The organism is Paenibacillus sp. BIHB 4019 (assembly GCF_002741035.1).
Lineage (GTDB): Bacteria > Bacillota > Bacilli > Paenibacillales > Paenibacillaceae > Pristimantibacillus.
Genome location: NZ_CP016808.1, coordinates 6,292,840 through 6,313,287, shown reverse-complemented (window position 1 = coordinate 6,313,287; position 20,448 = coordinate 6,292,840). Strand labels below are relative to the sequence as shown.

General features: G+C 47.4%; 28 protein-coding genes. 19 read left to right on the top strand and 9 right to left on the bottom strand.

Features of this window, described 5'->3' with window-relative positions; genetic code table 11:
- Positions 1 to 137: 137 nt before the first annotated feature.
- Positions 138 to 1,514: a glycosyltransferase family 4 protein gene (locus BBD42_RS27410; RefSeq protein WP_237163247.1), complete on the bottom strand. Its 1,377-nt coding sequence runs from the start codon at positions 1,512 to 1,514 to the stop codon at positions 138 to 140.
- Positions 1,515 to 1,825: 311 nt separating this feature from the next.
- On the opposite strand from BBD42_RS27410, the gene BBD42_RS27405 reads away from it, so the two are divergent.
- Positions 1,826 to 2,596: a glucosaminidase domain-containing protein gene (locus BBD42_RS27405; protein WP_099520741.1), complete on the top strand. Its 771-nt coding sequence runs from the start codon at positions 1,826 to 1,828 to the stop codon at positions 2,594 to 2,596.
- An 11-nt stretch (positions 2,597 to 2,607) separates the two neighbouring features.
- On the opposite strand, the gene BBD42_RS31915 is transcribed toward BBD42_RS27405, so the two are convergent.
- Positions 2,608 to 2,766 (bottom strand): hypothetical protein, encoded by a 159-nt coding sequence (locus tag BBD42_RS31915; protein ID WP_172455654.1) that lies wholly within the window; start codon positions 2,764 to 2,766, stop codon positions 2,608 to 2,610.
- Between the two features lie 98 nt (positions 2,767 to 2,864).
- A complete protein-coding gene (locus tag BBD42_RS27400) occupies positions 2,865 to 3,437 on the bottom strand; it encodes a nitroreductase family protein (RefSeq protein WP_099520740.1) in 573 nt (190 codons plus the stop codon).
- A gap of 216 nt (positions 3,438 to 3,653) precedes the next feature.
- Here BBD42_RS27400 and BBD42_RS27395 point away from each other — a divergent pair, with 216 nt between their 5' ends.
- Positions 3,654 to 4,223 (top strand): pyridoxamine 5'-phosphate oxidase family protein, encoded by a 570-nt coding sequence (locus tag BBD42_RS27395; protein WP_099520739.1) that lies wholly within the window; start codon positions 3,654 to 3,656, stop codon positions 4,221 to 4,223.
- A 35-nt stretch (positions 4,224 to 4,258) separates the two neighbouring features.
- On the opposite strand, the gene BBD42_RS27390 is transcribed toward BBD42_RS27395, so the two are convergent.
- Positions 4,259 to 5,344 carry a helix-turn-helix transcriptional regulator gene (locus BBD42_RS27390; protein ID WP_099520738.1) on the bottom strand — a complete coding sequence of 362 codons (1,086 nt, stop codon included), beginning with the start codon at positions 5,342 to 5,344 and terminating at the stop codon, positions 4,259 to 4,261.
- A 148-nt stretch (positions 5,345 to 5,492) separates the two neighbouring features.
- Here BBD42_RS27390 and BBD42_RS27385 point away from each other — a divergent pair, with 148 nt between their 5' ends.
- Both BBD42_RS27385 and BBD42_RS27380 read left to right on the top strand, forming a co-directional pair.
- Positions 5,493 to 6,251, top strand: coding sequence for a class I SAM-dependent methyltransferase (locus BBD42_RS27385; protein ID WP_237163246.1), 759 nt, complete (start codon positions 5,493 to 5,495; stop codon positions 6,249 to 6,251).
- Positions 6,248 to 7,360, top strand: a complete 1,113-nt coding sequence (locus tag BBD42_RS27380) for a saccharopine dehydrogenase family protein (RefSeq protein WP_099520737.1) — start codon at positions 6,248 to 6,250, stop codon at positions 7,358 to 7,360. The genes BBD42_RS27385 and BBD42_RS27380 overlap by 4 nt, the downstream gene beginning before the upstream one ends.
- A 22-nt stretch (positions 7,361 to 7,382) precedes the next feature.
- On the opposite strand, the gene BBD42_RS31910 is transcribed toward BBD42_RS27380, so the two are convergent.
- The 5 genes from BBD42_RS31910 to BBD42_RS27355 all read right to left on the bottom strand — a co-directional run bounded on the left by BBD42_RS31910 (position 7,383) and on the right by BBD42_RS27355 (position 12,412).
- Positions 7,383 to 8,627, bottom strand: a complete 1,245-nt coding sequence (locus BBD42_RS31910) for a TerD family protein (protein WP_172455653.1) — start codon at positions 8,625 to 8,627, stop codon at positions 7,383 to 7,385.
- 443 nt (positions 8,628 to 9,070) lie between these two features.
- Complete coding sequence (locus tag BBD42_RS27370) at positions 9,071 to 10,261, bottom strand: tyrosine-type recombinase/integrase (protein WP_099520736.1); 1,191 nt, start codon at positions 10,259 to 10,261, stop codon at positions 9,071 to 9,073.
- A gap of 30 nt (positions 10,262 to 10,291) precedes the next feature.
- A complete protein-coding gene (gene dinD / locus BBD42_RS27365) occupies positions 10,292 to 11,131 on the bottom strand; it encodes a DNA damage-inducible protein D (RefSeq protein WP_099520735.1) in 840 nt (279 codons plus the stop codon).
- A gap of 279 nt (positions 11,132 to 11,410) precedes the next feature.
- Complete coding sequence (locus tag BBD42_RS27360; protein ID WP_099520734.1) at positions 11,411 to 11,740, bottom strand: hypothetical protein; 330 nt, start codon at positions 11,738 to 11,740, stop codon at positions 11,411 to 11,413.
- Positions 11,741 to 11,842: 102 nt separating this feature from the next.
- Complete coding sequence (locus tag BBD42_RS27355) at positions 11,843 to 12,412, bottom strand: helix-turn-helix domain-containing protein (RefSeq protein WP_172455652.1); 570 nt, start codon at positions 12,410 to 12,412, stop codon at positions 11,843 to 11,845.
- 137 nt (positions 12,413 to 12,549) lie between these two features.
- Here BBD42_RS27355 and BBD42_RS27350 point away from each other — a divergent pair, with 137 nt between their 5' ends.
- From BBD42_RS27350 to BBD42_RS27285, 15 genes are all read left to right on the top strand, one after another.
- Positions 12,550 to 12,780, top strand: a complete 231-nt coding sequence (locus tag BBD42_RS27350) for a helix-turn-helix transcriptional regulator (protein WP_099520732.1) — start codon at positions 12,550 to 12,552, stop codon at positions 12,778 to 12,780.
- 90 nt (positions 12,781 to 12,870) lie between these two features.
- Positions 12,871 to 13,179: a helix-turn-helix domain-containing protein gene (locus BBD42_RS27345; RefSeq protein WP_172455651.1), complete on the top strand. Its 309-nt coding sequence runs from the start codon at positions 12,871 to 12,873 to the stop codon at positions 13,177 to 13,179.
- A 73-nt stretch (positions 13,180 to 13,252) separates the two neighbouring features.
- A complete protein-coding gene (locus BBD42_RS27340; RefSeq protein ID WP_216364885.1) occupies positions 13,253 to 14,086 on the top strand; it encodes a BRO-N domain-containing protein in 834 nt (277 codons plus the stop codon).
- Positions 14,087 to 14,152: 66 nt separating this feature from the next.
- On the top strand, positions 14,153 to 14,485 hold the full coding sequence (locus BBD42_RS27335) for a hypothetical protein (protein WP_099520730.1): 333 nt from the start codon (positions 14,153 to 14,155) through the stop codon (positions 14,483 to 14,485).
- A gap of 108 nt (positions 14,486 to 14,593) precedes the next feature.
- Positions 14,594 to 14,992, top strand: coding sequence for a hypothetical protein (locus tag BBD42_RS27330; protein WP_099520729.1), 399 nt, complete (start codon positions 14,594 to 14,596; stop codon positions 14,990 to 14,992).
- Between the two features lie 2 nt (positions 14,993 to 14,994).
- The gene (locus BBD42_RS27325; RefSeq protein ID WP_099520728.1) at positions 14,995 to 15,228 is read left to right on the top strand and encodes a helix-turn-helix domain-containing protein; all 234 of its coding nucleotides are present in this window, start codon (positions 14,995 to 14,997) and stop codon (positions 15,226 to 15,228) included.
- A 213-nt stretch (positions 15,229 to 15,441) separates the two neighbouring features.
- Positions 15,442 to 15,696, top strand: coding sequence for a hypothetical protein (locus BBD42_RS27320; RefSeq protein ID WP_099520727.1), 255 nt, complete (start codon positions 15,442 to 15,444; stop codon positions 15,694 to 15,696).
- Positions 15,697 to 15,755: 59 nt separating this feature from the next.
- Positions 15,756 to 16,043, top strand: coding sequence for a hypothetical protein (locus BBD42_RS27315; RefSeq protein ID WP_099520726.1), 288 nt, complete (start codon positions 15,756 to 15,758; stop codon positions 16,041 to 16,043).
- Between the two features lie 10 nt (positions 16,044 to 16,053).
- Positions 16,054 to 16,458 (top strand): hypothetical protein, encoded by a 405-nt coding sequence (locus tag BBD42_RS27310; RefSeq protein WP_099520725.1) that lies wholly within the window; start codon positions 16,054 to 16,056, stop codon positions 16,456 to 16,458.
- Positions 16,459 to 16,839: 381 nt separating this feature from the next.
- The gene (locus BBD42_RS27305; protein WP_099520724.1) at positions 16,840 to 17,133 is read left to right on the top strand and encodes a hypothetical protein; all 294 of its coding nucleotides are present in this window, start codon (positions 16,840 to 16,842) and stop codon (positions 17,131 to 17,133) included.
- Positions 17,130 to 17,459, top strand: coding sequence for an ArpU family phage packaging/lysis transcriptional regulator (locus tag BBD42_RS27300; protein WP_099520723.1), 330 nt, complete (start codon positions 17,130 to 17,132; stop codon positions 17,457 to 17,459). Before BBD42_RS27305 ends, BBD42_RS27300 begins: the two co-directional genes overlap by 4 nt.
- A 242-nt stretch (positions 17,460 to 17,701) precedes the next feature.
- A complete protein-coding gene (locus tag BBD42_RS27295) occupies positions 17,702 to 18,850 on the top strand; it encodes a head maturation protease, ClpP-related (protein ID WP_099520722.1) in 1,149 nt (382 codons plus the stop codon).
- Positions 18,851 to 18,874: 24 nt separating this feature from the next.
- The gene (locus BBD42_RS27290; protein ID WP_099520721.1) at positions 18,875 to 19,609 is read left to right on the top strand and encodes a hypothetical protein; all 735 of its coding nucleotides are present in this window, start codon (positions 18,875 to 18,877) and stop codon (positions 19,607 to 19,609) included.
- A gap of 42 nt (positions 19,610 to 19,651) precedes the next feature.
- Positions 19,652 to 19,822 carry a hypothetical protein gene (locus BBD42_RS31905; protein WP_172455650.1) on the top strand — a complete coding sequence of 57 codons (171 nt, stop codon included), beginning with the start codon at positions 19,652 to 19,654 and terminating at the stop codon, positions 19,820 to 19,822.
- A 73-nt stretch (positions 19,823 to 19,895) separates the two neighbouring features.
- Positions 19,896 to 20,138 (top strand): hypothetical protein, encoded by a 243-nt coding sequence (locus tag BBD42_RS27285; RefSeq protein ID WP_099520720.1) that lies wholly within the window; start codon positions 19,896 to 19,898, stop codon positions 20,136 to 20,138.
- Positions 20,139 to 20,448 lie beyond the last annotated feature (310 nt).

The following is a 20,448-nucleotide window of genomic DNA, read 5'->3' as shown; positions in this document are numbered from 1 at the left end:
TCCGACTAGAGGGTGTTTTTACGTTTCTATTATGTAATGGCTAAGCATGCGTGGTGGAGAGCTGAGCAGAAGCTGGAAAAAGCAAACTGCCCCGGCATTTACGCCAGAGGCAGTCCGTGTTTCGTCTGATTTTAAAGTTAGAGAAGCGTAAGCTCGGTCAGGCGTGCGCGGATCATGCCGCCAACCACCTGCGGCGAAAAGGACGTATGAATCGTATGCTGCCCTTGTGCTGCAATGGCTTCGCGCCACTCTGGCTCTTGAATGAGTTTTTGCATATAAAAGGCGGCATGATGCACATCGGGTTCAGCCCAAGTCTGATATCCCTGATACGGTCCCCAATCGGTGCCGACTTGCACCAGCTCGTAATTGACGGGACAGGAATTGGTTTCGTTCATAAAGTCGGTATTGCCGGACCAGTTCGTGCCAATGACCGGTTTCCCCAAATACATCGCTTCTGCGAGGCCCAGTCCAAAGCCTTCAGCGCGATGCAGCGAGACGAAACAATCCGTGACACTCAGCAGCGAGTTGACTTCCAGGCGGGAGAAAATACGATCAATAATAAAAATATTGCCGTGCTCGGCAGCGAGCTGATGCAGCGGTTCTATATCCTCCGGGCGGAAATTCGTATTGTTGACCTTGAGTACGAGTCCGACCGTTGGATCATTTTTCGGAAAAGCGAGCCGGAACGCTTCTATGACAGCTTGCGGATTTTTGCGATGCGTATAGCTTTGTACATCGTACATCATCGTGAATAGGAAGCGATCGGTTGGCAGTCCAAGTGATTCCCTTGTAACCTCAGGAGAAGTCTCAACCTCCACGCCATGAGGGATGATGACGACAGGAACAGGTGATTTCTGCACGACCGAATCAAGCACGAAGCGGCTGGATACCCACACCTCCTGCACCAGTTCGAACGCTGGAACGAACTCTTCCGGAAAATCAGGGAGCTCCCAGTGCCAGTAGCCAATATTGTAGCGGTTGTGGAACAGGCTGCGTCCAAAATGGTCCATAGCCGGCGCCATATAATCCGCATTCATATGAAACAGGTTCGTGTTATAGGAGCGGTCTTCTGTTTTTTTATGCTCCCAGCTCATATCCGACATCCGGGTAGCGACTTGAAGCGGGAAGTTTAAAATGCCAAAAGGAATTTCGGCTCGCTCAATCGCTCTTGCCGCAAGTCTGGCCGATTCGCCAATGCCCATTTCCGCATGAATAAAGCCGACAAGATTTATGCCCTGTGCGGTCCAAGGCTGCGGATCAATTACCTCTTCAGCAGGTGAGTGATCTTCTGCTTGGCGGGTCTGTTTGACGTGCTGCGATAGGCTGGAGGAGGCGCGATTTTTTGTTTTTCGAAGGCCGCCGTTGTTTTTCTTTCTGCGTTCGGCCCGCCGCTTGGCCCGCGGTTTGATAGCTTTGCGTTTACGGCGTTTGGCCAGCAGCGATTTTGTGGAAGAACTATGCTGCTTGCGTTTGGCGGACGTTTGATGTCGCTTGCGCTTAAGTGATTTGGCCACTTGTTTCCTTCCTTTCTCGTCATTTGCATATGGAGAAATCGTTAGCGGATACGCGCTTGACTATATTGTATTCACGATGGACCTCAGATTCATGGACAATGACCTAATGGACAGTAAAAACGGCGTATGACTAGAAGCATGCAAAATGTGCGGCAATAACCGAGCGATACTCATCGAGGAGGCTTCGCTTTATACAATGAGCGTGGGAGGGTGTGCGGTGGCCGTGCCGCAAAACAGGTTTGCTGCATAAGCCATAATAGATGGACAACTTGACGATTAAACAACTTGCGAAAAAGAAGGGGGAGAGAGCAATGGCGGCTATGACAAGACAGCAATTTATTGCGGCATTGGTGCCTGCTGTCATACAAGTACGGCGCGAGGGCTCACCGATGCTGCCATCTGTACGACTGGCGCAGTATATTTTGGAAACCGGAGGTGTCATTCATTCCTGGTACAATTTAGGAGGCATTAAAGCCTTGGGAGCTTCGCCCAATGCCTATTGGCAGGGCCAAGCGGTCATCAAAGGAACATGGGAGCATGTCGATGGCCGAAATATAAATACGAGTGCGGCTTTTCGCGCATACAGCAGTGTCTATCATTTTATGAAGGATCAGGACCTGCTGTTTATGAAAGCGCGGTATGATCGGGTGAGGCTTGCGAAGACGCCAGAGGAACAGGCGCAAATGCTGTTGGCCTGCGGCTATGCAACCGATCCGGCGTATGCAGCGAAGCTGATCGCCATCATAAACAGCAATGGGCTTCGGCAGTATGATAACGAGGCTGCAGCGGCTGTAAAAACAACGGTATTTAAGGGCGCGAAGACAGTTCCGATTTTGCAAGGAGGGATGGTGGAGGTGATCGGTTATGAGCGTGATGGCACCGTATGGGTGCCAGCGAGAGCGCTCGGCAGCCGCCTCGGCGGAAAAATTGGCTGGACGGGTTCAAAAGTAACGGTGAATGGCAAGGAGCTGGAGTCGCTGCTGGATGGAGGAACGGGGTATGTAACGATGCGTGCGCTGGCTGCTTCCCTGAATAAAAAAATAGAATGGGAGCCGAGCACACGCACCGTGACGATTATATAAGGGCAAGGCAGCTATTTTTTACGCTGGGAGGCTGCCCAGAAAGCAAGCACAATCAGCGGAATCGTTATAAACCACGGAATGTGAATGGTTCTGCCAGCAACAAAAGCGAAAATAAACAACAGTACGAAGCCGAAAATAATATACAGACAGCCTCTTCCGAAAGTATTCATAAAATCTGCGCACCTCCTACCATAAGGAACTCATCCCTTATCATACGAAGCAATCTTTAGCAGGTTGCATGAAAATAGAAGCTGCGCAAAATTAAGCGTTACAGCCAGGTTGTTTTCTCTGTATAAGGCTTGCGAGCAGTAGCAGGCACTTCCCCTTGCGGGTATCCGATGAATAGGGTGCCGATTATTTTTTTGCCCTCCGGCGATCCAATAAAGGCAAACATCCGCTCGTCATGGACGAGGCCGATGCCGCGTGTACGCCATACAAGTCCAAGTCCCAGCGTTTCGGCAGCCAGCCACATCGAGTGAATGGCGCAGGCTGCGGCATATTCGTTGTCCTTGGAGGAAGCTTCGTCCCCTTCAATAATATCGGCCGTTACAACAATGGCAAGGGGCGTCGTTTCCAGCACTTTAATCGATTCTTTTACTAAATGCGGCTTGGTTGGAAAACGCTCCTCCAGATAGGTCCGCGCCAATTGCTCATAACGTTGCTTCGCTTCGCCGCGAACGACATAAAAATGCCAAGGCTCCCGCAGGCGGTCGTTAGGGGCGAGCGTTGCAGCTTCCAGCAAAGCGGCGATTTTTTCTTCCTCAACTTCCTGCGGCAAATAATTGCGTACTGCGCGTCTTTGTTTCAAAGCATCAAGCAAGGTAAGGGTGGTGGTAGTCATTGTTTTCTCTCCTTCTATAGTGTGCTGCAGCGTATGGGTGCAACAAAATGGACAAGCTCTCCCTGTATACTATACAGTGGAACAGGCGATGAGGAAAGGGATACAGAAGTAGAATATAGAAGAAGAAAAAACGATATATAATAAGATAATAAGCTTACATATCCAGTCGGCATTTATGATTTGGTCAGAAAGCTGCACAAGGGGGAGCTGAAATTAATGGGTAAAGCGTTTGAGAAATTATGGACAGAGCACGAGGAGTTTATCGGGCGGCAGCATATGTTTTTTGTAGGATCGGCTCCGCTGGCGGCGGAAGGGCATGTTAATATATCTCCGAAAGGCTACGATACGTTTCGCATATTGTCGAACCAGGAGGTCGCTTATCTCGATTTAACGGGGAGCGGCAATGAAACGAGTGCGCATGTGCTGGAAAATGGCAGGATGACGATTATGTTTGTAGCAATGGAGGGGAAGCCCGTTATTATGCGGCTTTTCGGCACAGGGAAAGTTGTATTGCCAGGAACCGAGCGCTGGAATGAGCTGATTGGGAGGTTTGAGCTGCTGCCAGGTGCTAGGCAAATTATTGTGCTAGATATTCATAAGGTGACGACGGCGTGCGGATTCAGCATCCCTTTTTATGATTATCAGGGCGAGCGGGAACAGCTGAAAAACTGGGCTGAGAAGGCAGGTGATCAAAAACTAACAGTCTATCAAAATGAAAAAAACAGCTACAGCCTCGATCGGCTGCCTACTCCTCTTGGCATTCAGAGGCAGACAACTGAAACATAGGCAAATAGCTGCTTTATGAATGGATTATCGATTCGTTATTCGTTCGCAGGGAGATTGTAACGGGAGAAAAGCTTCCAGATCAGTTCTCTGCGGCTGGACACTTCCGTTTTCGCAAAAATAGATTTGAGATGATCCTGCACCGTATACGAGGAAATATGCAGGGAGCTGGCCAGTTCCTTCGTAGAAAGGCCGCGCCATAACCGTTCGACCAGCTGCTTCTCGCGCGAAGTCAGCGCATAAGCTTCCGCGATGATTGGCAAAATATCGCCAGGCTTCGCAAGCTCGAACCATACCGCAAGCTGAACCGAGTGATCCGCGGCTTGGAGCATGCTTGCTCGCAGTGATAAGTAGGGACCATCAGGAATGCGGATGCATACTTTTGCGTCGGTCTGTGGCTCCCTATCCTTGGTGCTTGCAGCCAAAGCACGCGAGCATACGGCACGGATTGGCCTCGGCAGTGTCTGCTCGTCGATGAACTCCCAATCGCGGAGCAGCGACAGCCAGCTGTTTGCAGCATCATTGCTCGATAGAAGCAGCAGCTGCTCCGACAGAATCAGAATGCCAGGATCGTCTAGAAAGGCGGCGCCCTCGCTGTCAGGCAGCAGCAAGCTCGCTTTTTTCAAGGTGCGGGCCATGCTTGGCACTAAGGAAGCGATATACAAGCGTTCCTCTTCTTGAAAAAACGGCTCATGGAGCAGCCGAAATAACGTCAAATACCCCCAGCAAGCCCCATCCACTATCAATGCTGCACGCAGCTCATCTCCAAAGCCGGCAGGCTGAAGCACCTTCATAAACTTGAGGCTGCGGCTTAAGTCGCCTTCGGTTGCACCACTTAATGTAGCAACGGGCTCCGCAAGCTTGGCAAGCTCCTCATACGAGTTAAAATCCTCCCTCAAATATTCATATTCAAACAATAAATGATGAATGGCCTCTACGCCTTCCTCTGTAACTGCGCCAGTAGACAGCATCGTATGCGGATCGACCAGCGTACAGCACGCAGCTGCAAAAGGCATCGTCGTTCGCAGCTCTGCAAGAAGCCTCTCCCTATATTCGCTGGAGCGGAGGTTAGCCTCCTCTAATTTGGCGAGCTGTTTCCGTACACTTTCTCTTTGCTTGTTCATTCCAGCTCTCCTGATTACCCACATTTATGGGATAGTGATTTTGTGGCGGCCCGATATAATTAACATTAATTACAGATTACATTTTACAGAATACCCGCCAAATTGAAAAGGGCGGACCATATATAGAGGTGAAGGGAGAGCTGTACCGATGAATGAGAAGCAGCCGCAGCAACAGAAAACAATGAGTTGGAATGATCCCCAAGTGGAGGGCTATGGACGAACGATTTCTTTAAAAATACCCGGCTATTTCATGCTGTATGATATGACAGACCGATTAATGAACGCGATGCTTGGCCCTGAGAGGGAACAGGACATATTAGTTGTTGGAGCAGGCGGCGGGCAGGAGATTGTTACGCTCGGCGGTGCGCATCCAGCGTGGCGTTTTACCGGGGTTGACCCGTCTGCACGTATGCTGGCGATAGCCGAGCAGCGCATCCGAATGGAGCGATTAGAAGCGGAAGTCACGCTGCACGAGGGAACGGCAGACGAGCTGCCGAAGGACAAGCTGCACGATGCAGCGACTTCCCTGCTGGTACTGCATTTTATAAAGGGGCTGGATCAGAAAAGGGAGCTGCTGCGCAGTATAGCCGAGCGTTTGAAGCCGGGAGCGCCGTTATTTATTGCTGCAATAAGCTGTGATCGCCAGGAGGAAGCATTCGCCGTCCAGATGAGCGCTTGGCAAAGCCACATGCTGGATAATGGCATTCCGCTTGAGGATTGGGAGCGGTTTGCCGCCTCAATTGGCGCCGAATCAGATCCCGTACCGCCAGAGCAGGTGGAAGAGCTGCTTCGGGAAGTTGGCTTTAACCATATTTCAAAATTTTTCGGTTCCTACCTTATTACAGGATGGTTTGCTGTCAAAGCAGACGGGGAGCTCAACATAGAAGAAAAGAGGCAGGACAAATGAAACAAGACATCGTTGTTATAGGCGGCTACGGCCATGTGGGCGGAGATATAAGCAAGCAGCTCGGAGCAAAGTTTCCAGGTAAAGTGTATGCGGCGGGCAGAAGCTTAGAGCGTGCGAAACAATTCGCGGACCAGACGGGCGGCCAAGTGAAACCAATGGCATTTAATTTAACCAACTGGAAGCAGGAAATGGATTTCGAACGTGTCAAGCTAATTGTCATGTGTATGGATCAGACGGATGATGCCTTTGTACAGGCTAGCCTGCGGAGTGGCACGCATTACGTGGATATTTCGGCGTATGGCCCTTTCCTGACTAGTGTAGAAAAGCATACAGAGGAAGCTGCACAGGCGCAGGCGACAGCGGTGCTGAGCGTTGGGCTAGCGCCAGGTGTAACGAATTTGCTCGCACGCAAGGCGCAGCAGGAGCTGGATCAGCTCGATAGCGTAGATATCGCAATTATGCTGGGGCTTGGCGATCAGCATGGCAAGGCGGCGATAGAGTGGACGGTCGACAGCATTGGCAGTGCATTTTCCATTGTTGAAAATGGCGGCAGCACGCAGACGGTCAGTTTTAGCGGCGGCAAGCGCACCGACTTTGGCAAGGAGCTGGGCAGCCGCATGGCTTACCGCTTCCCGTTCTCCGATCAGCAGTCGCTGCCAAGAACGCTGAAAGTGCCGACCGTATCAACAAGGCTTTGTTTCGATTCAGGTGCGGTCACCCGCTTGGTTGCATGGATACGCGCAACGGGATTATTCCGGCTGCTGAAAGTCAAATGGATTCGCTCTGCCGCTGTGAGCAGCTTTGGAATGATGCGTTTTGGCTCAGACGGCTATGCGGTTAAAGTAGATGGCTGGGGAATGAAGGCGGGCAAGAAGAAGCATGTTCAATATTTGGTCGATGGTTCCCATGAGGCGGCAGCGACCGCTAAAGTGGCGACCGCTGTTGCCGCCGCTGTTTATGAAGGCGGCCTGCCAGGCGGTGTATTCCATACGGAGCAGCTATTTGAGCTGGTGAAGAGCGGCAAAGGCAAAATAGCCCTGCAAGCCGCTGCGGGCATTACGAAACGACCGCAGATCATTGAAGGCTTGAGATACGACAGCTGGGAGTAAGACCAGAGCGTTATCAAGGTTGTTATAAGGAATGTGCTTCATTTGAAGGATGGCTTACTTCCAGGCCGAAATTTTCACATAAAGCTTGCAAGCCGCTAAAAAAACCTTTGCCGATGGCGTCAAATTTCCAATTGCCGTTGTGTAAATATAAATCCCCGATGACGATAGCTGTTTCTTTAAGCAGATCTTCGCCAAATCCGAACTGAGCTACCACTTGTTCCGTTTGCGGATGCAGCAGATAGATGCTGATTTCGGCCACTTGGCTGAAATCATGCTGCTGTGCCTCGCCTTCGTAGATCGAAAGAGTGAAGGCCATTCGCTGGATCTGCAGCGGCAGCTTGCTGAAATCGATTTTAAACTGTGCTTCATTGGGACCTAGCTTGGAGTAGGAGACGGAGTGATGAGATGAAACGGGATTTCCGTAAAAAATACAATCCTCATCCCGCTCACACCGTCTTGCCGCAGATAGCAGGAAGGCCGTGGCGTCAATTTCAAGCGCCGGATTTAACAATTTCCATGAAACGCGAGCAATCAGCTGATCCAACCCCAAATGGCGGGTAATGTCAGCTTTTTGCCCTCTGATGAGCTGCAGCCCAGATTTTTCGGCTGCTGTTTCTGTTGCGCTAGCTGCAGCACGCTTAGCGCTGGCAGAGGCAGCTGGCTTTGCTTGCTTCTTGCTTTTAGCAGCTGTTGTTGAGAATGGCGTGTAACCGCGAGCATGCATTTTACCGATTTTATAGCCTTTGGCGAGCACAAGCTCGGTAGGGCTTAGCTGCTGCTCCTGCTCAAGCAATCTTGCTAAAATTAACGCTGCCGCTCTTGCATCATCTAGCGCATCATGGTGATTTAACGGAATTTGATAATGGCCAGCTAATACGTTCAAACGATAGGAAGGCATGTCCGGCAGCAGTTTTTTGCTAAGCTGATAGGTGCAGTAATAATGAAATGCCGGATAAGGCAATGCCGCATCATCTAGGCAATAACGCAGGACGCTCATATCGAAGGAAGCATTATGCGCGACTACCTGCTTATTATTCAATAATGGCTCTAGTACAGGCCATAATTCGGAAAAAGTAGGGCTGTCCGCCACCATAGCCGGAGTGATGCCGTGAATTTCGATGTTCATCCGGTCAAAATGCTGCTGCGGATTAATGAGCCAAACCTGCTCGAAAACGATTTTGCCGCCCTGTACCTCGACGATGCCGACCGCGCAGGCGCTGGAGCGATTGGAGTTGGCGGTTTCAAAGTCAATTGCCACAAAGTCCATGGTGCATCCCCTTTAATTTGGTGTAAGTTTTTTAATTCTTACTGTGAATTATACAGGATGTCCGCAGCTTTTTGGCCGACTTTCCACCTTTTTCTTGTCGTGAAGGTATAAATGTCCGCAAAACGGACAAAATAAAATTATCGGCGTCGCAAGATGTCGTAGACAACCGCGGAGAAGACTTACGTTCCCCATAAGCTCTTCGTCCGGTTTCTCCTCTCCCATGAATAGAGCGTCCCGAAAGGGGCGCTCGATTTTTTTGTGTTTTCCCTTATGTATCAAGGGAATTCAAGGTTTTTATTTTTCTAATTGAGCGCTAGAAATTGCGTTTGATGACGAATTGATGACGGAATTAAACAGAGTGGATCCCAAAAGCGAGTGTGCTGACTAATATTTTCAGTGCAGCAGTTGAGTGGCTGATGACGATGATGTCATCAATAAACGCATTATGATTTCTTTTTCTTTAGTGGTTTCTTTGGTTCGAATAAATTGTTGAATGTTTCTGCTGCAGCACGATCCGCTGATTCAATGACGTGGCCGTATACGTTCATGGTTGTCGAGATTTTAGCATGGCCGAGCCTATTTGAAATAATTTTAGCATGGACGCCCTGGTTAATGAGTAGCGTTGCAGATGTATGTCGGAGATCATGAAGCCTGATTTGTTTTAAGTTCGGAACTCTCTTGAGAAAATCCCTCCATTGATCGTAAAGCGTTTTGGGATAGAAGGGTCGGCCATTCTCGTGTGCAAATAAAAAGTAATATTCTCCGCCTTCCCATGGAGCCTCTGTATTAGAACGTTCTCTCATCATGTGAGTCTGGTAGAGTTTCAACTCTGCAGAGACGGAAGAGGGGAAAACAATTTTCCTGATAGAGCTTTTCTTCTTCGGCCCCTTAATGACGGGCTCACCATCCTTGAATATGGGAATCGTTTGCTTCACATCAATAATGCTGTTTTCCAGATCAATATGCTTCCATTCCAGTCCCAACAGTTCTGCTCTCCTCATGCCGGTTGTAAGAGCTAGAGTTATCATTACTCTAAGCCGTATAGGCTCTTTCTGGAGCGCTGTCAGCAAAACGCCGACCTCTTCCTCGCTGTATACCTCCATGCTTTTCGGCTCGTCCTTCGGCTTCGTCACGCCCTGCATAGGATTTTGCTTAATGACCTTCCATTCCGTGGCTTTAGTAAATATGCTGCGCAACACCCTGAAAATATAAACCCTCGTTGCTGAGCCTGTAACATCAGTCAATCCGTCCAAGAAATCAACAATATGCATGGTCTTAATTTTATCAATGGATTTTTCGCCAAAATGGGGGATGATCCATTTGTTGCTATGGTACTTGTAATTAAAGGCCGTCGTTTCTTCCAGGTTCTTCTCTACGAATCTAGTTTTCCAAAGCTCGACAAAGGCAGAGAATTTCATTTTATCCGGATTGATATATTCGCCTGATTCCACAAGCATTTTGAATTTCAATAATTCCTCATCCAGATAAGCCTTTGTTTTCTTAGCAGATTTCAGTATTGCCGGATCGTCAATGCGAATAGTCTGCGTCTTGCGTATCCGGTTTCCTGCAGCATCGGTTCCAGCTTCCACATACATGTACCAAGAGCTTTCTCCGCGTTTCTGGTAGCTTGCCATGAATAATACCTCCTCTTAGTTCAAATAATATTATTGCTCGTCCGGCAATTGTTCCGCTTGCTGTTTTTGCAGACGGCGCTCGACTTTCTTCACATCCTCATGTGTCGGCAGTTCTTCAGGCATTGTGCCTCCAAGCTCTTCAATCGTTTGCCGAACCTTTGCACCTACGTCAAAGTGTGCCTTATTCGCTTCACGTTTACCTTGAATACTTTCTCGACGAATCTTTTCCTCCGTCTGTGTTGCGCGAAATAGATTAGCGGCCAGTTCAGTACTCCCCATATGATCGAGAATCTTTTGCGACTTCTTTAATCCTTTATATTGATGGATGCCTTTTGCGTCTAATCCACCGTACAAACCTTTATAGCCATGATTCTGAAATACAGCGAAATCTATATCACTTTCTACTCCAGCTTGATAGGCAGCATCCGCCAATTGAGAGTTATGCTTTCGGAGTTCCTCACGCAGCATGACGCGGCGCTCGTCCTCGGTTGCTTGCTCAAATAGTTCTTGCTTTCTAGTTTGAACGGCAAAGTAGGTTTGTCCTAATGCAACAATTTCTTTCGCGGGATCAGCGTTTTGGATAATAAGGTAGCAGGCGTAACGGCTAAGGGCTACTGATTTTACTTTTCGGCGAGCTCCTTTACCAGTAGCGATCATATCGTGCATATCCACGAAATGATCTTCAACGGATTGCCCGCTATTCTCGCATGCTTGTTTTGCTCGATCAATAACAGGTTTGAAATTGCGGTACTCTACATAATCAAGCAACCTCGCCATGTCACGAGCGCTCCAAAATTCATTGCCGTGTTCGTCTTCCTGACGAGCCTGTTCAAACGGGGATACATTTCCATCAACGGGTTTATCGGTCATTGGTATAAGTCCTCCTTTGGGATATATGAGAGTTTGAGCTTGTACAAAAGCATTTTTAGCGCTTCTATCGGCTGGATAGGTAATTGCCCAGCGAGTCGGAGGAGGTGCTGGAACTGTTGATGTTGTTTACGTTTCGGAGCTTATATGTCAAATCATCAGTGTGATGAGATGGAAGGGCAATGGTGCTGGCCGCTAGTATTGCTCAATACTCATTTTGTTGTTAGTTAGTAATGTTCATAATGAAGATGATAAGGATGAATTTAAACTTGGGAGCGGTTTTTAAATTCGATAACTAATCCCTTTTTTATTATGTTCAAATGCCTTTTTCACCATTGAGTGAAATTCATTGGCGGGCTTCTGCATAATAATTGCTGAGATGTCTGTGTGAATGTATTTACGCTCTCCCAATCGATGTCCATCTGCATTTAATTTATTAGCCACAGATTGTACCGTTCCTAGTATTGCATAATTAAGGAGAACCTCTTGTTCAAAAGACATGGGTTTGTATGTCTCTATAAGCTTTATGATTTTTTCCTGTTCCTCAATTTCCGTCCTGAGAAGTTCAATATATTCTTTCCTTCGCTCTAAGTTGATTTTTTTCATTTTCATATCGATCCCTCTAATTTTAATTATTTTTGAAATATCAATACTGAATTACGGGCATTGCGGGGAAAGTATCATTTTGCATTGGAGTGTTTGTTGGGAGATTGGTTATTGGCGATCAGGAAACAAAACTTTGAGCATATCCAAAATACGCTTGCGGTCCTCAACGGATAAATCTACTCCACGATAAGTTAGGTATCGGTTTTCATACAGTAAAATTGTCAACTCATCCTTCTCTGCATCTTTATAAATATGTTCTACCAAATCAGGATGATCAGCATCAACCCTGTTTGTTTCTATCAATACTTCAATGTCTGGGTTTCCAAATGGAATTTTTTTAATCCCTAGAGAATGTTTTATTAGATCGTGTCTTGTCTGAGGTTCTCCATTTACGATAATACGTGAAAAGGTCACTTCGTGATCATGATGATATTCATCTGATTTAAGATAACCAGCTTCATGCATTAATTCGCCATACGAAACACCCAATGGGCCACAAAGAATCTCCAGTGTTTCGGGTGAAGGAATTCCGTTTGCACCTCCACGTTCTCCGCGTTCAAGTTGAGATAAGTAAGAATAGGAATAACCTGTGTGTTTTCCTAACTCCTTTAAGGTTAGATTTTGTTTCTTTCGCAATGCCCGTAAATATTGGCCGAATTCTTTGTTAATCTCAAACACACCCCAATGATTTGTTTTTTTAATTATGAACTAATTTAACACATTGCGCAATTATTCAGAACGAATTGTTGCAATGTGTGCAATTTTGAGATATATTAATTGCACAGATAGCAAAATTTCTAGGTGGAGGGTAGCAAATGAAAATTAAAGTAAAAGACACAAACTATCTTAACGAACTAATAATCATGCGTGGTTTCAGCAAAATGGATTTCAGTAAAGAGATTCATTTATCTCAGCCAATGACTGTACAGATCACTAATGGTGACCGCAGTCCCTCACCAAAAACAGCAAAACGTATTTGTGAAGTACTCGAGCGCGAATGGACAGAACTGTTCGAGATCATTAAACATGATCCTACCACGAAGTAATCATACGTTATAATCCTTCCCCGCATCATGCGCAAAAACAAGCTCCAGGCTGCCCCAGCCGCTAATAAGAAAATGAAAGGAGCACTTATTATGAAAACAGAACAAATCACCGTTGATTTTTTCGCTTCGATTCGTAAGCAGCTATTTGAAGAAGTAAAGGCACAGATTCTGTCAGAAATTGCTACAGAGTTGAACCAAAGGAGGCTCACTATACCAGAAGCGTCACAGTATACAGGCATTTCGGAGGACACGCTTTACATGCTCTGCCGTGAAAAAAGCATTCCTTTCTACCGTGCAGGATCATCTAAATCAAGAAAACCGAAAATCATGTTCCGGGTTGAAAGCTTGGATCGTTGGATGAGCCAGCAAGAGAAAGTTAACTGCTCCGGCTGGGAGTAGCTGTACCGCATTGTCTAAGAACTATTGGCACGGTTGATTTTAAAACATAAGGAAACAAGAGGAGGCGAAGCATTTGAAACTTGTAGCAAAGAAGCCATTCGGCGAGTTGTTCGTCGATGTATGGCAGGGAGAGAACGGCGAAATATTCATGACTCGGGAGCAGATTGGTGCGGCATTGGAGTACAGCGATCCGTCTGATGCAATCAGGAAAATACATGATCGTAACAAGAAGAGGCTTGATAAGTTTTCAGTGACGGACAAGTTGTCCGGTACTGATGGGAAGCAATATGAGACATATATTTATTCCGCCAAAGGCATCTATGAAATCTGCCGGCACAGCTCGCAGCCAAAAGCGGATGCTTTCTATGACTGGGTATATGAAGCAATCGAGTCTATTCGTAAAACAGGCGGTCATGTTAATAACGAGGATCTATTCCTTGCAACATACCTGCCGTTTGTAGATGAGCAGACGCAAATATTGTTCAAAACCACGCTGGCAACAGTCCGGCAGCAGAACGAGGTTATCAAGGCACAAAGGGAAACCATTGTAGAGCAGCTTGGAGAGATTGACCATAAAGAGCACGTCATTATTGGTTTGGTTGATGAAATCGACCTTGCTACAAAGCGCCAGGTATTGAACCGGGTCGTTCGCAAAGGCGGATTAAATAAGGTGCAGCAAAGGTGGAATGAGCTGTACAAGCAGTTTGAAATGAAATATCACGTTAACCTGCAGCGGAAGCTTGATAGCTACAATGAGTCGCATAAACCGAAGCTGAAAAACAAGTTGGATTACATCGACAAAGTTCTCGGCAAGATTCCTGAGCTTTATGAAATTGCATGCAAGATATACGAGAACGACGTCAAGGAGCTTGTTTCGGAGCTTTACGAGTTGAACAAAATTTCTTAGTGGTGAGAAATAAGCTAGGTACTAATTTGATGTGAGCATAGTCCAAAGAAAGAGGTGAAATGTACAATGCCTAATCAAAGTGTGAGGCTGGAAGAGATTGACGCGGAGGTCGGGCAGCTTACTAGCGAAGTGAACGAATACCGCAATCTTGGAACCGCGGCATTAGCGGACAAGCTACACCGCAGGGCTGAATTGTTGGGATTGCAGGGAGATTTTGAAATGTTCGCGGCTGAGAAGGGCATTACAGCAGGAACAGGAGAGAAAATTGTCATTGACCTTGCTGAGCTAATCAGATGGTATCAAAAACGAGGTTATGCTGTGGATGGTCCATACGAGGTATTGCAAGAGGTTAGAAATAGAAAAACCGCTACTGCGCATTCCTTCGCCGGGATGCAGTAGCGACTCACGATCAAGCTTAATGGCTTTTATTGTCCATTATCTTATAACCTTTCGAAACATAAAGCAATAGCGGCCTTCTGGAAAAAGCGAAAAGGGAGTGCTTCATATATGAAAAAGGAAATCGACATTAATCCGTCAATCACGCATCAAGTTAACCGTATCGTTCCAGTTTCCGCGCGCAGCCGGACCGATCAAATGGTTTCACTCGCATACGAAATGGGCGTTGAGTTGGTTTTGCAACAATTGGCGTACCAGGCGTATATGAAATTCCGTGAAGTAGGCTGCGGACCACAACAGGGCTTGATTGACGACCATCACGGCGCTTTTGAAGACGCGATATTCGCGCTCTTGAAAATTAAGAGCATTTCGAGATCGGCAGCTTTGAAAGGCCATTTAGATAAAATGTCGGACAGTTTCGGGGAAGCTGCTTTCATGATCGGTGAAGACGCCTATGCCGCGGGCTTTATGGCAGGCTGGAAATTCTCGCAAGAATCGCCGGAGGTGTGAGCATGACACAAAAATTGACGCTTAAGCAGCTGCGCGAAAATATGAGCTTGACCATGGAAGAGGTATCGGCAAAGACGGACATTCCCGTTCGTTGCCTGAAATATTGGGAGAACGTGCATAGCGGACGAGCTGAGGCGTTCAGCATCTTCAAACTGCTGCATTTTTACGGAGCGTCCCGCGATCATGTCTACATCGGTCCCGCTCTCCAAAAGGCGTCATGCGCTGCTACGGTGTAGCCCGCAATGGTCGGCTTTATATACGGACTCATGGCGGCAATCTCATAGCGCTTCGACTTCTGGCAATGAAAAGCTAGTGAATGCTGATTCAGCGTTCTGCAAAGTCTGTACAGGCGTTTTGATTTTTGAACGATAGATAATGCCCATTAGCCATTCAAACGCCTGTACAAGCCTAGATTTGCCTGAGACACACATACAGAGGAGTGAACGAACGTGAAAGTTCAGATCGAAGGCAATTTATACATTGAGCATGACGGACGCCAGTTCATCATTAAGCAATATACTGGCAAGCTCGACTCAAAAGGCAGCGAAGCTTATGCAGCCATTGGTTATTATACAAAGCTGGAGTTTGCTATCAAACGTCTTGTTCAATTGAAAATCAGTGAGTCAACCGCTGCAACGCTCAGAGAGCTTCTGACAGAGGTTGAAAGCATCGGGGAGTACATTCGTAGCAAAATTGATTTTTAACGCCTCTGCTGTGCCTTTAAACGCCTCAGCACGTCATTGCAAGTTAGGAGGGTTTGGTTATGGGTGTAGTAACCGATGTGCAGCGCTTGGCAGCAACAAGGCTGCTGGAGCTGGCGCGGGATTTATTCCAGCAAAACGCAGCGCTCGAAGCTGCAGGAATTACGATCAATGGTTTGACTAGCGCGTGGGATAGGGTTGTTATGGCCGTGTTCGATGTGCTGGGTATTGATTCAACCGATGCAGGTAGCTTGTGCATGGTCATTTGTGAATGCGCTGACGGCTCACTTGAGATAATCACATGTATAGATGTTTTAACGGAACAAGTCGGATTGACTGCAAAAGAGTAGGTGAGGTGGTATGTCTCGCAAGAAAAAGAAGGATTATAGTTTCAGGCCATTTGAAAAAGCAACGTCTTCAATTGATAACCATCACATTCGCATTACTAGGAACATGATGGAGTCAGTGGCATGGAAGGAGCTTTCGGTTCATGCTGTTGTACTGTATCTGGCCATGAAGACGAAATACACCGGCAGCAACGAGAATGACATAAGTTTCACCTATGCGGAAGGTGAAAAGCTGATGAACAAGGCGACATTCACAAAGTCTATGGATCAGCTTATCGAAAACGGATTTATTCAGATTATACGTCAGGGCTGGAGTATACGTGAGCCAAACATTTACGGTTTTCATACCATGTGGCAGCTGTTTGGCACGAAGCATTTCGAGGTCAAACCGCGAATAAAACGTCAACCTAAACAATAATTTGGCTAGGGCGAATTTAACCCAACACAACGGGCGATTTTAACCCACGTAAAGGCTGTTTTGGTTCATTTTCCACTCCTGTCGTGGGGCGAATTTAACCCACGAAAGCATTTCAAGCTTTTCCTTATATATCAAGGCTTTGAGGCTAATTTTCGACTTTTTTCGAAAACAGGCTCACAACGGGCGAATTTAACCCACCTTTATATATAGCCATCCCTGCGCAGCGTTTTGGGGGGCGTCATCCCTTTATTTATTATCCCCTCACAGCCATAGTTTGGGACTGATTAAGTAGAGCCTATAAAGAGGGATTTGAATTGTGAAAGGGTGAATTCAGAGGTTCATAAAAAAAGTCGCCTCCAAAATCAGAAAGGAGAATGAGAAATGACAAGGCCAGCAAAAGGAGCAACAAAAAATTATGTCATGACGCATATGGGCAGCAAATTGACAATAACAACAGATCAGATGCGCAAAGACTCGCTAGAGGCATTGCTAGGGCTTCTGTATAAACATTGGCACCAGTCAAACCCTGATTCCTTGGATGACTTTATGGAGCGCCTCAACAAGCATCACGGCTTTGCCAAGGCGAAGCTAAAGCCTGATGATCCTTCGCCGGAGCTGGAAGAACAGGGCTTTGACTTTTTCGAAGCAATGATGCAGCGAGTGCGCGAGCGGTGAAGCCATGGGGAAATACCCAAATTGGAGTCAAGCGCAAATTACTTGAGCATTTCAACCGTTACCGCTTCTGCCTGCACTTGATGGATGGCAGCGAGGAAGCCGAGCAGGAAGCGTACAGGGCTTATGTGGAGTCCGTGAATAAAGCGGTGGGAAGATTACCCGAAATGGAAAGGCGGGCCATACAAGGGCGCTACATGGGCGAGGATTCGGATTACATTAGTGACAAGGACATATTCGATCAAATGGAAATCAGCAGCGCAACGTTTATGAAGATCAGAAACAGGGCTTTTAAGAAGCTCGCAGCCCTTTGGGGGTATTCCGAATAATTTAACCGCCAAAAGCGCACTTTCGCTTTCAGGCAATGAGCAGCGCGCATTTGATAGGTAAATCCTATAAAGGAGGTGCAGGAACGCTGAATTTTGTTATAAGGGAGCCGCCAACTTTGGCGACACCCGCTACCAGCAGCTGGGCGATGTACTCATAAAGTGAGTATGGGCGATATTACCATTCAGGCTGCAGCGGGGAAATCAGGTTCAGCACGATCTAAACGAAGGGAAGATGAAAGCCATTGGGAAATAAATTTTGGACGGTGCAAGCAGCGGCGAATAAGAGCGCGGAACTAGTGCTTTACGGCCCGATCAGCACTACAAGCTGGTACGGCGATGAGGTGACGCCCAAGAAGCTTGTAGCGGACTTGAAGGCACTGGGGAACGTCAGTAAATTAACAGTTCGGATTAATAGCAGCGGCGGCGATGTATTTGCAGGCATAGCCATTTATACCGTTTTAAAGACATTTAAGGCGAAAGTCATAACCAGAGTAGATGGCCTAGCAGCTTCGGCAGCATCCATTATAGCAATGGCCGGGGATGAAATACTCATGCCAACCGGCTCCATGATGATGATTCATAACCCTTGGACAACGGTGGTAGGTGAGTCAAAAGATTTAAGGCAGACTGCAAACCTGCTGGATAACATACGTGAATCCCTGATTAATATTTATGTCGAGAAAACAGGGAAATCCCGTTCGGTAATCGGAAAGCAAATGGATGATGAAACATGGTTGGGTGCTGACGACGCACTCAAGCAGGGGTATGCAACAGCAGTCACCAGCGAGCGCATTGCCGCTTCCATGGATAAGGGCTCTGCTTCGTTTAACGGCAAAGTTTTTGATTTGTCAATGTACAAGCAGGCGCCCGCAGCGGCAGCAGTAGCCCTGCCGCATTCGCCAGCCCCTTCGCCCGAATATTCAGCCGCCAAGACGGAAGCGTTCCGCATTGCTGCACTGGAAGGGATTCGCAGCGCGGATAATGGTCATATCATTGACGCAGCGATAATGGACGGAAGAACAGCAGGGGATGTTTCCATGGAGATTGTTAGAGGATGGGCACAAAAAAATGACCAGGCGGAAGAAGATGCTTCCGTGGCACGGATGGCTGCATATGCAAACGAGTTGATCGAAAAGAAGCACGGCCCTCAAAGAAGGTCAGTGCATGACGAGCATGCGGAAGGAATTTCGGCGGAGATTAACCGACTTCAAGGCCGTCCGAATCAGACCGCAAGCGGAAATAGTTCAGCAGATGTTGTAGCGGAAATCAACAGTATCAGATCAGGTATGTGGCGTTACCGCAATGACGAGCCGTTTGTCAGCACAGGTGACGAGACAGCGGATTTTATGATCTTGGAAGCTTACAAGATTCAGGCAAAGCGCGAACGATAATCAGAAAACGGAGAGTGAATTATTTTGAAAAAACAGATTGATGCATTGGAACAAGGGAAAGCCAATTTTGCAGCAAAGGTTTCGGACCTTCGCGCCTCTATCGAGCAAAAAAGGGATGAAAAAGCGAAATCTGATGTTCTGTATCGGAAGATGCTGCTTGAAGACTCATCGGGTACAAAGCCGCATTCGACAACGGAGCTGAGCAAGGTCAAGCAGCGTTCAGAAGCGCTGGAGCTGGAGATTCAAGTAGAGTCCGACCGTCTGAAAGTGCTTGAGTCGGGTGAACGTGAAACGCTGCTGAAATTCCTTCCAGACATCGAGAAAGCGTACAGCCAAGAAGTAGCCAAGGAGAACGCTGCAATTCAAAAAATCGAGGAGGAAGCCCGAGCGCTGCGCGCCCAGCTCACAATCAAAATTAAAGAGGCGAACGCGCATTATAAAAAAGCTTATGAATCGCTGATGGATTTAAACAACGTTTATCACAAGTTGGACTTGCCGCAAAAGGACTTGCGAAATCCGGGCGTACCGAGTGGCCCTACATTGAAGCAGGCCTCTGGTTCCGTGTACATGAATGGTGATCGGTGCGTTAACCCAACGGAAACTGAACTAAACAATGCTTATGTATTAGGGCAGCTTCCGGAATGGATTCAGCACTATGAAAAAACGGGTGAGCTTGTAACGGACGAAGAAGCAAGAGAGCGCGGAGTTAAGACGGAAGATAGACGATCTTGGACGCTTGGCAAGCTTCTTGGTAGATAAGGGAATTGCCCTGTATACCCCACCGAAAGGAGGTGGAACGGAATGTATAAAGTCATGAGTCCGGGCGCTTTCGAAGCCGATGCTCAACTTGCATCAATGCAGGCGGCATTGGAAGCGGAGAACAAGCAAATGGAGATTGTATTTGCAACATCTTCAATCTATGGCTCAACGCCAATATTGTTCATTCTTTATAAAGTCACTGACAAAGCATAATTCGCCATTATCCAAGGGCTGCATTTCACTCTGGGGTGCAGCCCCATTAATGCCCGTGAAAGGAAGATGAAGCATGTTTAAGCAAGCGCCAGTACACGAGTATAAGATACTCACGGATAGAACTAAGACGGAGGTTGTCGAAGGTTTCAAGCTGGACCATCCCGGCTGCACGGTATTGAAAACCGTGAATCGTAACGGCGTTCTGGTAATCAAGTACACCAAGCAGCATGAGGTTGAAACAGCGGAACGGGAGAATGAGGAATACCGTCAGAGGCTCAAGGGCCAAGCGATGCATGCAACCAGAATTAGCGGTTAACGCAACAGGGGAAGGGGTGCTCAACTTTGAGCATACCCACTCGACAGGGTGCTGAGTGTTCAGCAGCCTCCGCTCGGAGCCTGAGAGGACCGTCACGCCCTCCAAATGTTTTACGGGTCCTTCTGGCTTTGGAAAAAAAGGTGGGTGCGGATGAGCCCGATTTCTGGCTAGTTTTTATTTCAAAAATTCACTTTCACTTTCACTTTTTGAGATTCTAGCAGCCGATTCTAGGCCGTTGTGTTGAAAAATCGCTTCATTAAAGCGTCCATCGGCTAGGGCGTCAGGAAGCGGCTTTCTAGGCTCTCAAAAG

Excerpts from the sequence above, each read along its gene's own strand:
- BBD42_RS27405 (WP_099520741.1), top strand. The coding sequence starts at position 1,826 with ATGGCGGCTATGACAAGACAGCAATTTATTGCGGCATTGGTGCCTGCT.
- BBD42_RS31915 (WP_172455654.1), bottom strand. The coding sequence starts at position 2,766 with ATGAATACTTTCGGAAGAGGCTGTCTGTATATTATTTTCGGCTTCGTA.
- BBD42_RS27400 (WP_099520740.1), bottom strand. The coding sequence starts at position 3,437 with ATGACTACCACCACCCTTACCTTGCTTGATGCTTTGAAACAAAGACGC.
- BBD42_RS27395 (WP_099520739.1), top strand. The coding sequence starts at position 3,654 with ATGGGTAAAGCGTTTGAGAAATTATGGACAGAGCACGAGGAGTTTATC.
- BBD42_RS27390 (WP_099520738.1), bottom strand. The coding sequence starts at position 5,344 with ATGAACAAGCAAAGAGAAAGTGTACGGAAACAGCTCGCCAAATTAGAG.
- BBD42_RS27385 (WP_237163246.1), top strand. The coding sequence starts at position 5,493 with ATGAATGAGAAGCAGCCGCAGCAACAGAAAACAATGAGTTGGAATGAT.
- BBD42_RS27380 (WP_099520737.1), top strand. The coding sequence starts at position 6,248 with ATGAAACAAGACATCGTTGTTATAGGCGGCTACGGCCATGTGGGCGGA.
- BBD42_RS31910 (WP_172455653.1), bottom strand. The coding sequence starts at position 8,627 with ATGGACTTTGTGGCAATTGACTTTGAAACCGCCAACTCCAATCGCTCC.
- BBD42_RS27370 (WP_099520736.1), bottom strand. The coding sequence starts at position 10,261 with ATGGCAAGCTACCAGAAACGCGGAGAAAGCTCTTGGTACATGTATGTG.
- dinD (WP_099520735.1), bottom strand. The coding sequence starts at position 11,131 with ATGACCGATAAACCCGTTGATGGAAATGTATCCCCGTTTGAACAGGCT.
- BBD42_RS27360 (WP_099520734.1), bottom strand. The coding sequence starts at position 11,740 with ATGAAAATGAAAAAAATCAACTTAGAGCGAAGGAAAGAATATATTGAA.
- BBD42_RS27350 (WP_099520732.1), top strand. The coding sequence starts at position 12,550 with ATGAAAATTAAAGTAAAAGACACAAACTATCTTAACGAACTAATAATC.
- BBD42_RS27345 (WP_172455651.1), top strand. The coding sequence starts at position 12,871 with ATGAAAACAGAACAAATCACCGTTGATTTTTTCGCTTCGATTCGTAAG.
- BBD42_RS27335 (WP_099520730.1), top strand. The coding sequence starts at position 14,153 with ATGCCTAATCAAAGTGTGAGGCTGGAAGAGATTGACGCGGAGGTCGGG.
- BBD42_RS27330 (WP_099520729.1), top strand. The coding sequence starts at position 14,594 with ATGAAAAAGGAAATCGACATTAATCCGTCAATCACGCATCAAGTTAAC.
- BBD42_RS27325 (WP_099520728.1), top strand. The coding sequence starts at position 14,995 with ATGACACAAAAATTGACGCTTAAGCAGCTGCGCGAAAATATGAGCTTG.
- BBD42_RS27315 (WP_099520726.1), top strand. The coding sequence starts at position 15,756 with ATGGGTGTAGTAACCGATGTGCAGCGCTTGGCAGCAACAAGGCTGCTG.
- BBD42_RS27310 (WP_099520725.1), top strand. The coding sequence starts at position 16,054 with ATGTCTCGCAAGAAAAAGAAGGATTATAGTTTCAGGCCATTTGAAAAA.
- BBD42_RS27305 (WP_099520724.1), top strand. The coding sequence starts at position 16,840 with ATGACAAGGCCAGCAAAAGGAGCAACAAAAAATTATGTCATGACGCAT.
- BBD42_RS31905 (WP_172455650.1), top strand. The coding sequence starts at position 19,652 with ATGTATAAAGTCATGAGTCCGGGCGCTTTCGAAGCCGATGCTCAACTT.
- BBD42_RS27285 (WP_099520720.1), top strand. The coding sequence starts at position 19,896 with ATGTTTAAGCAAGCGCCAGTACACGAGTATAAGATACTCACGGATAGA.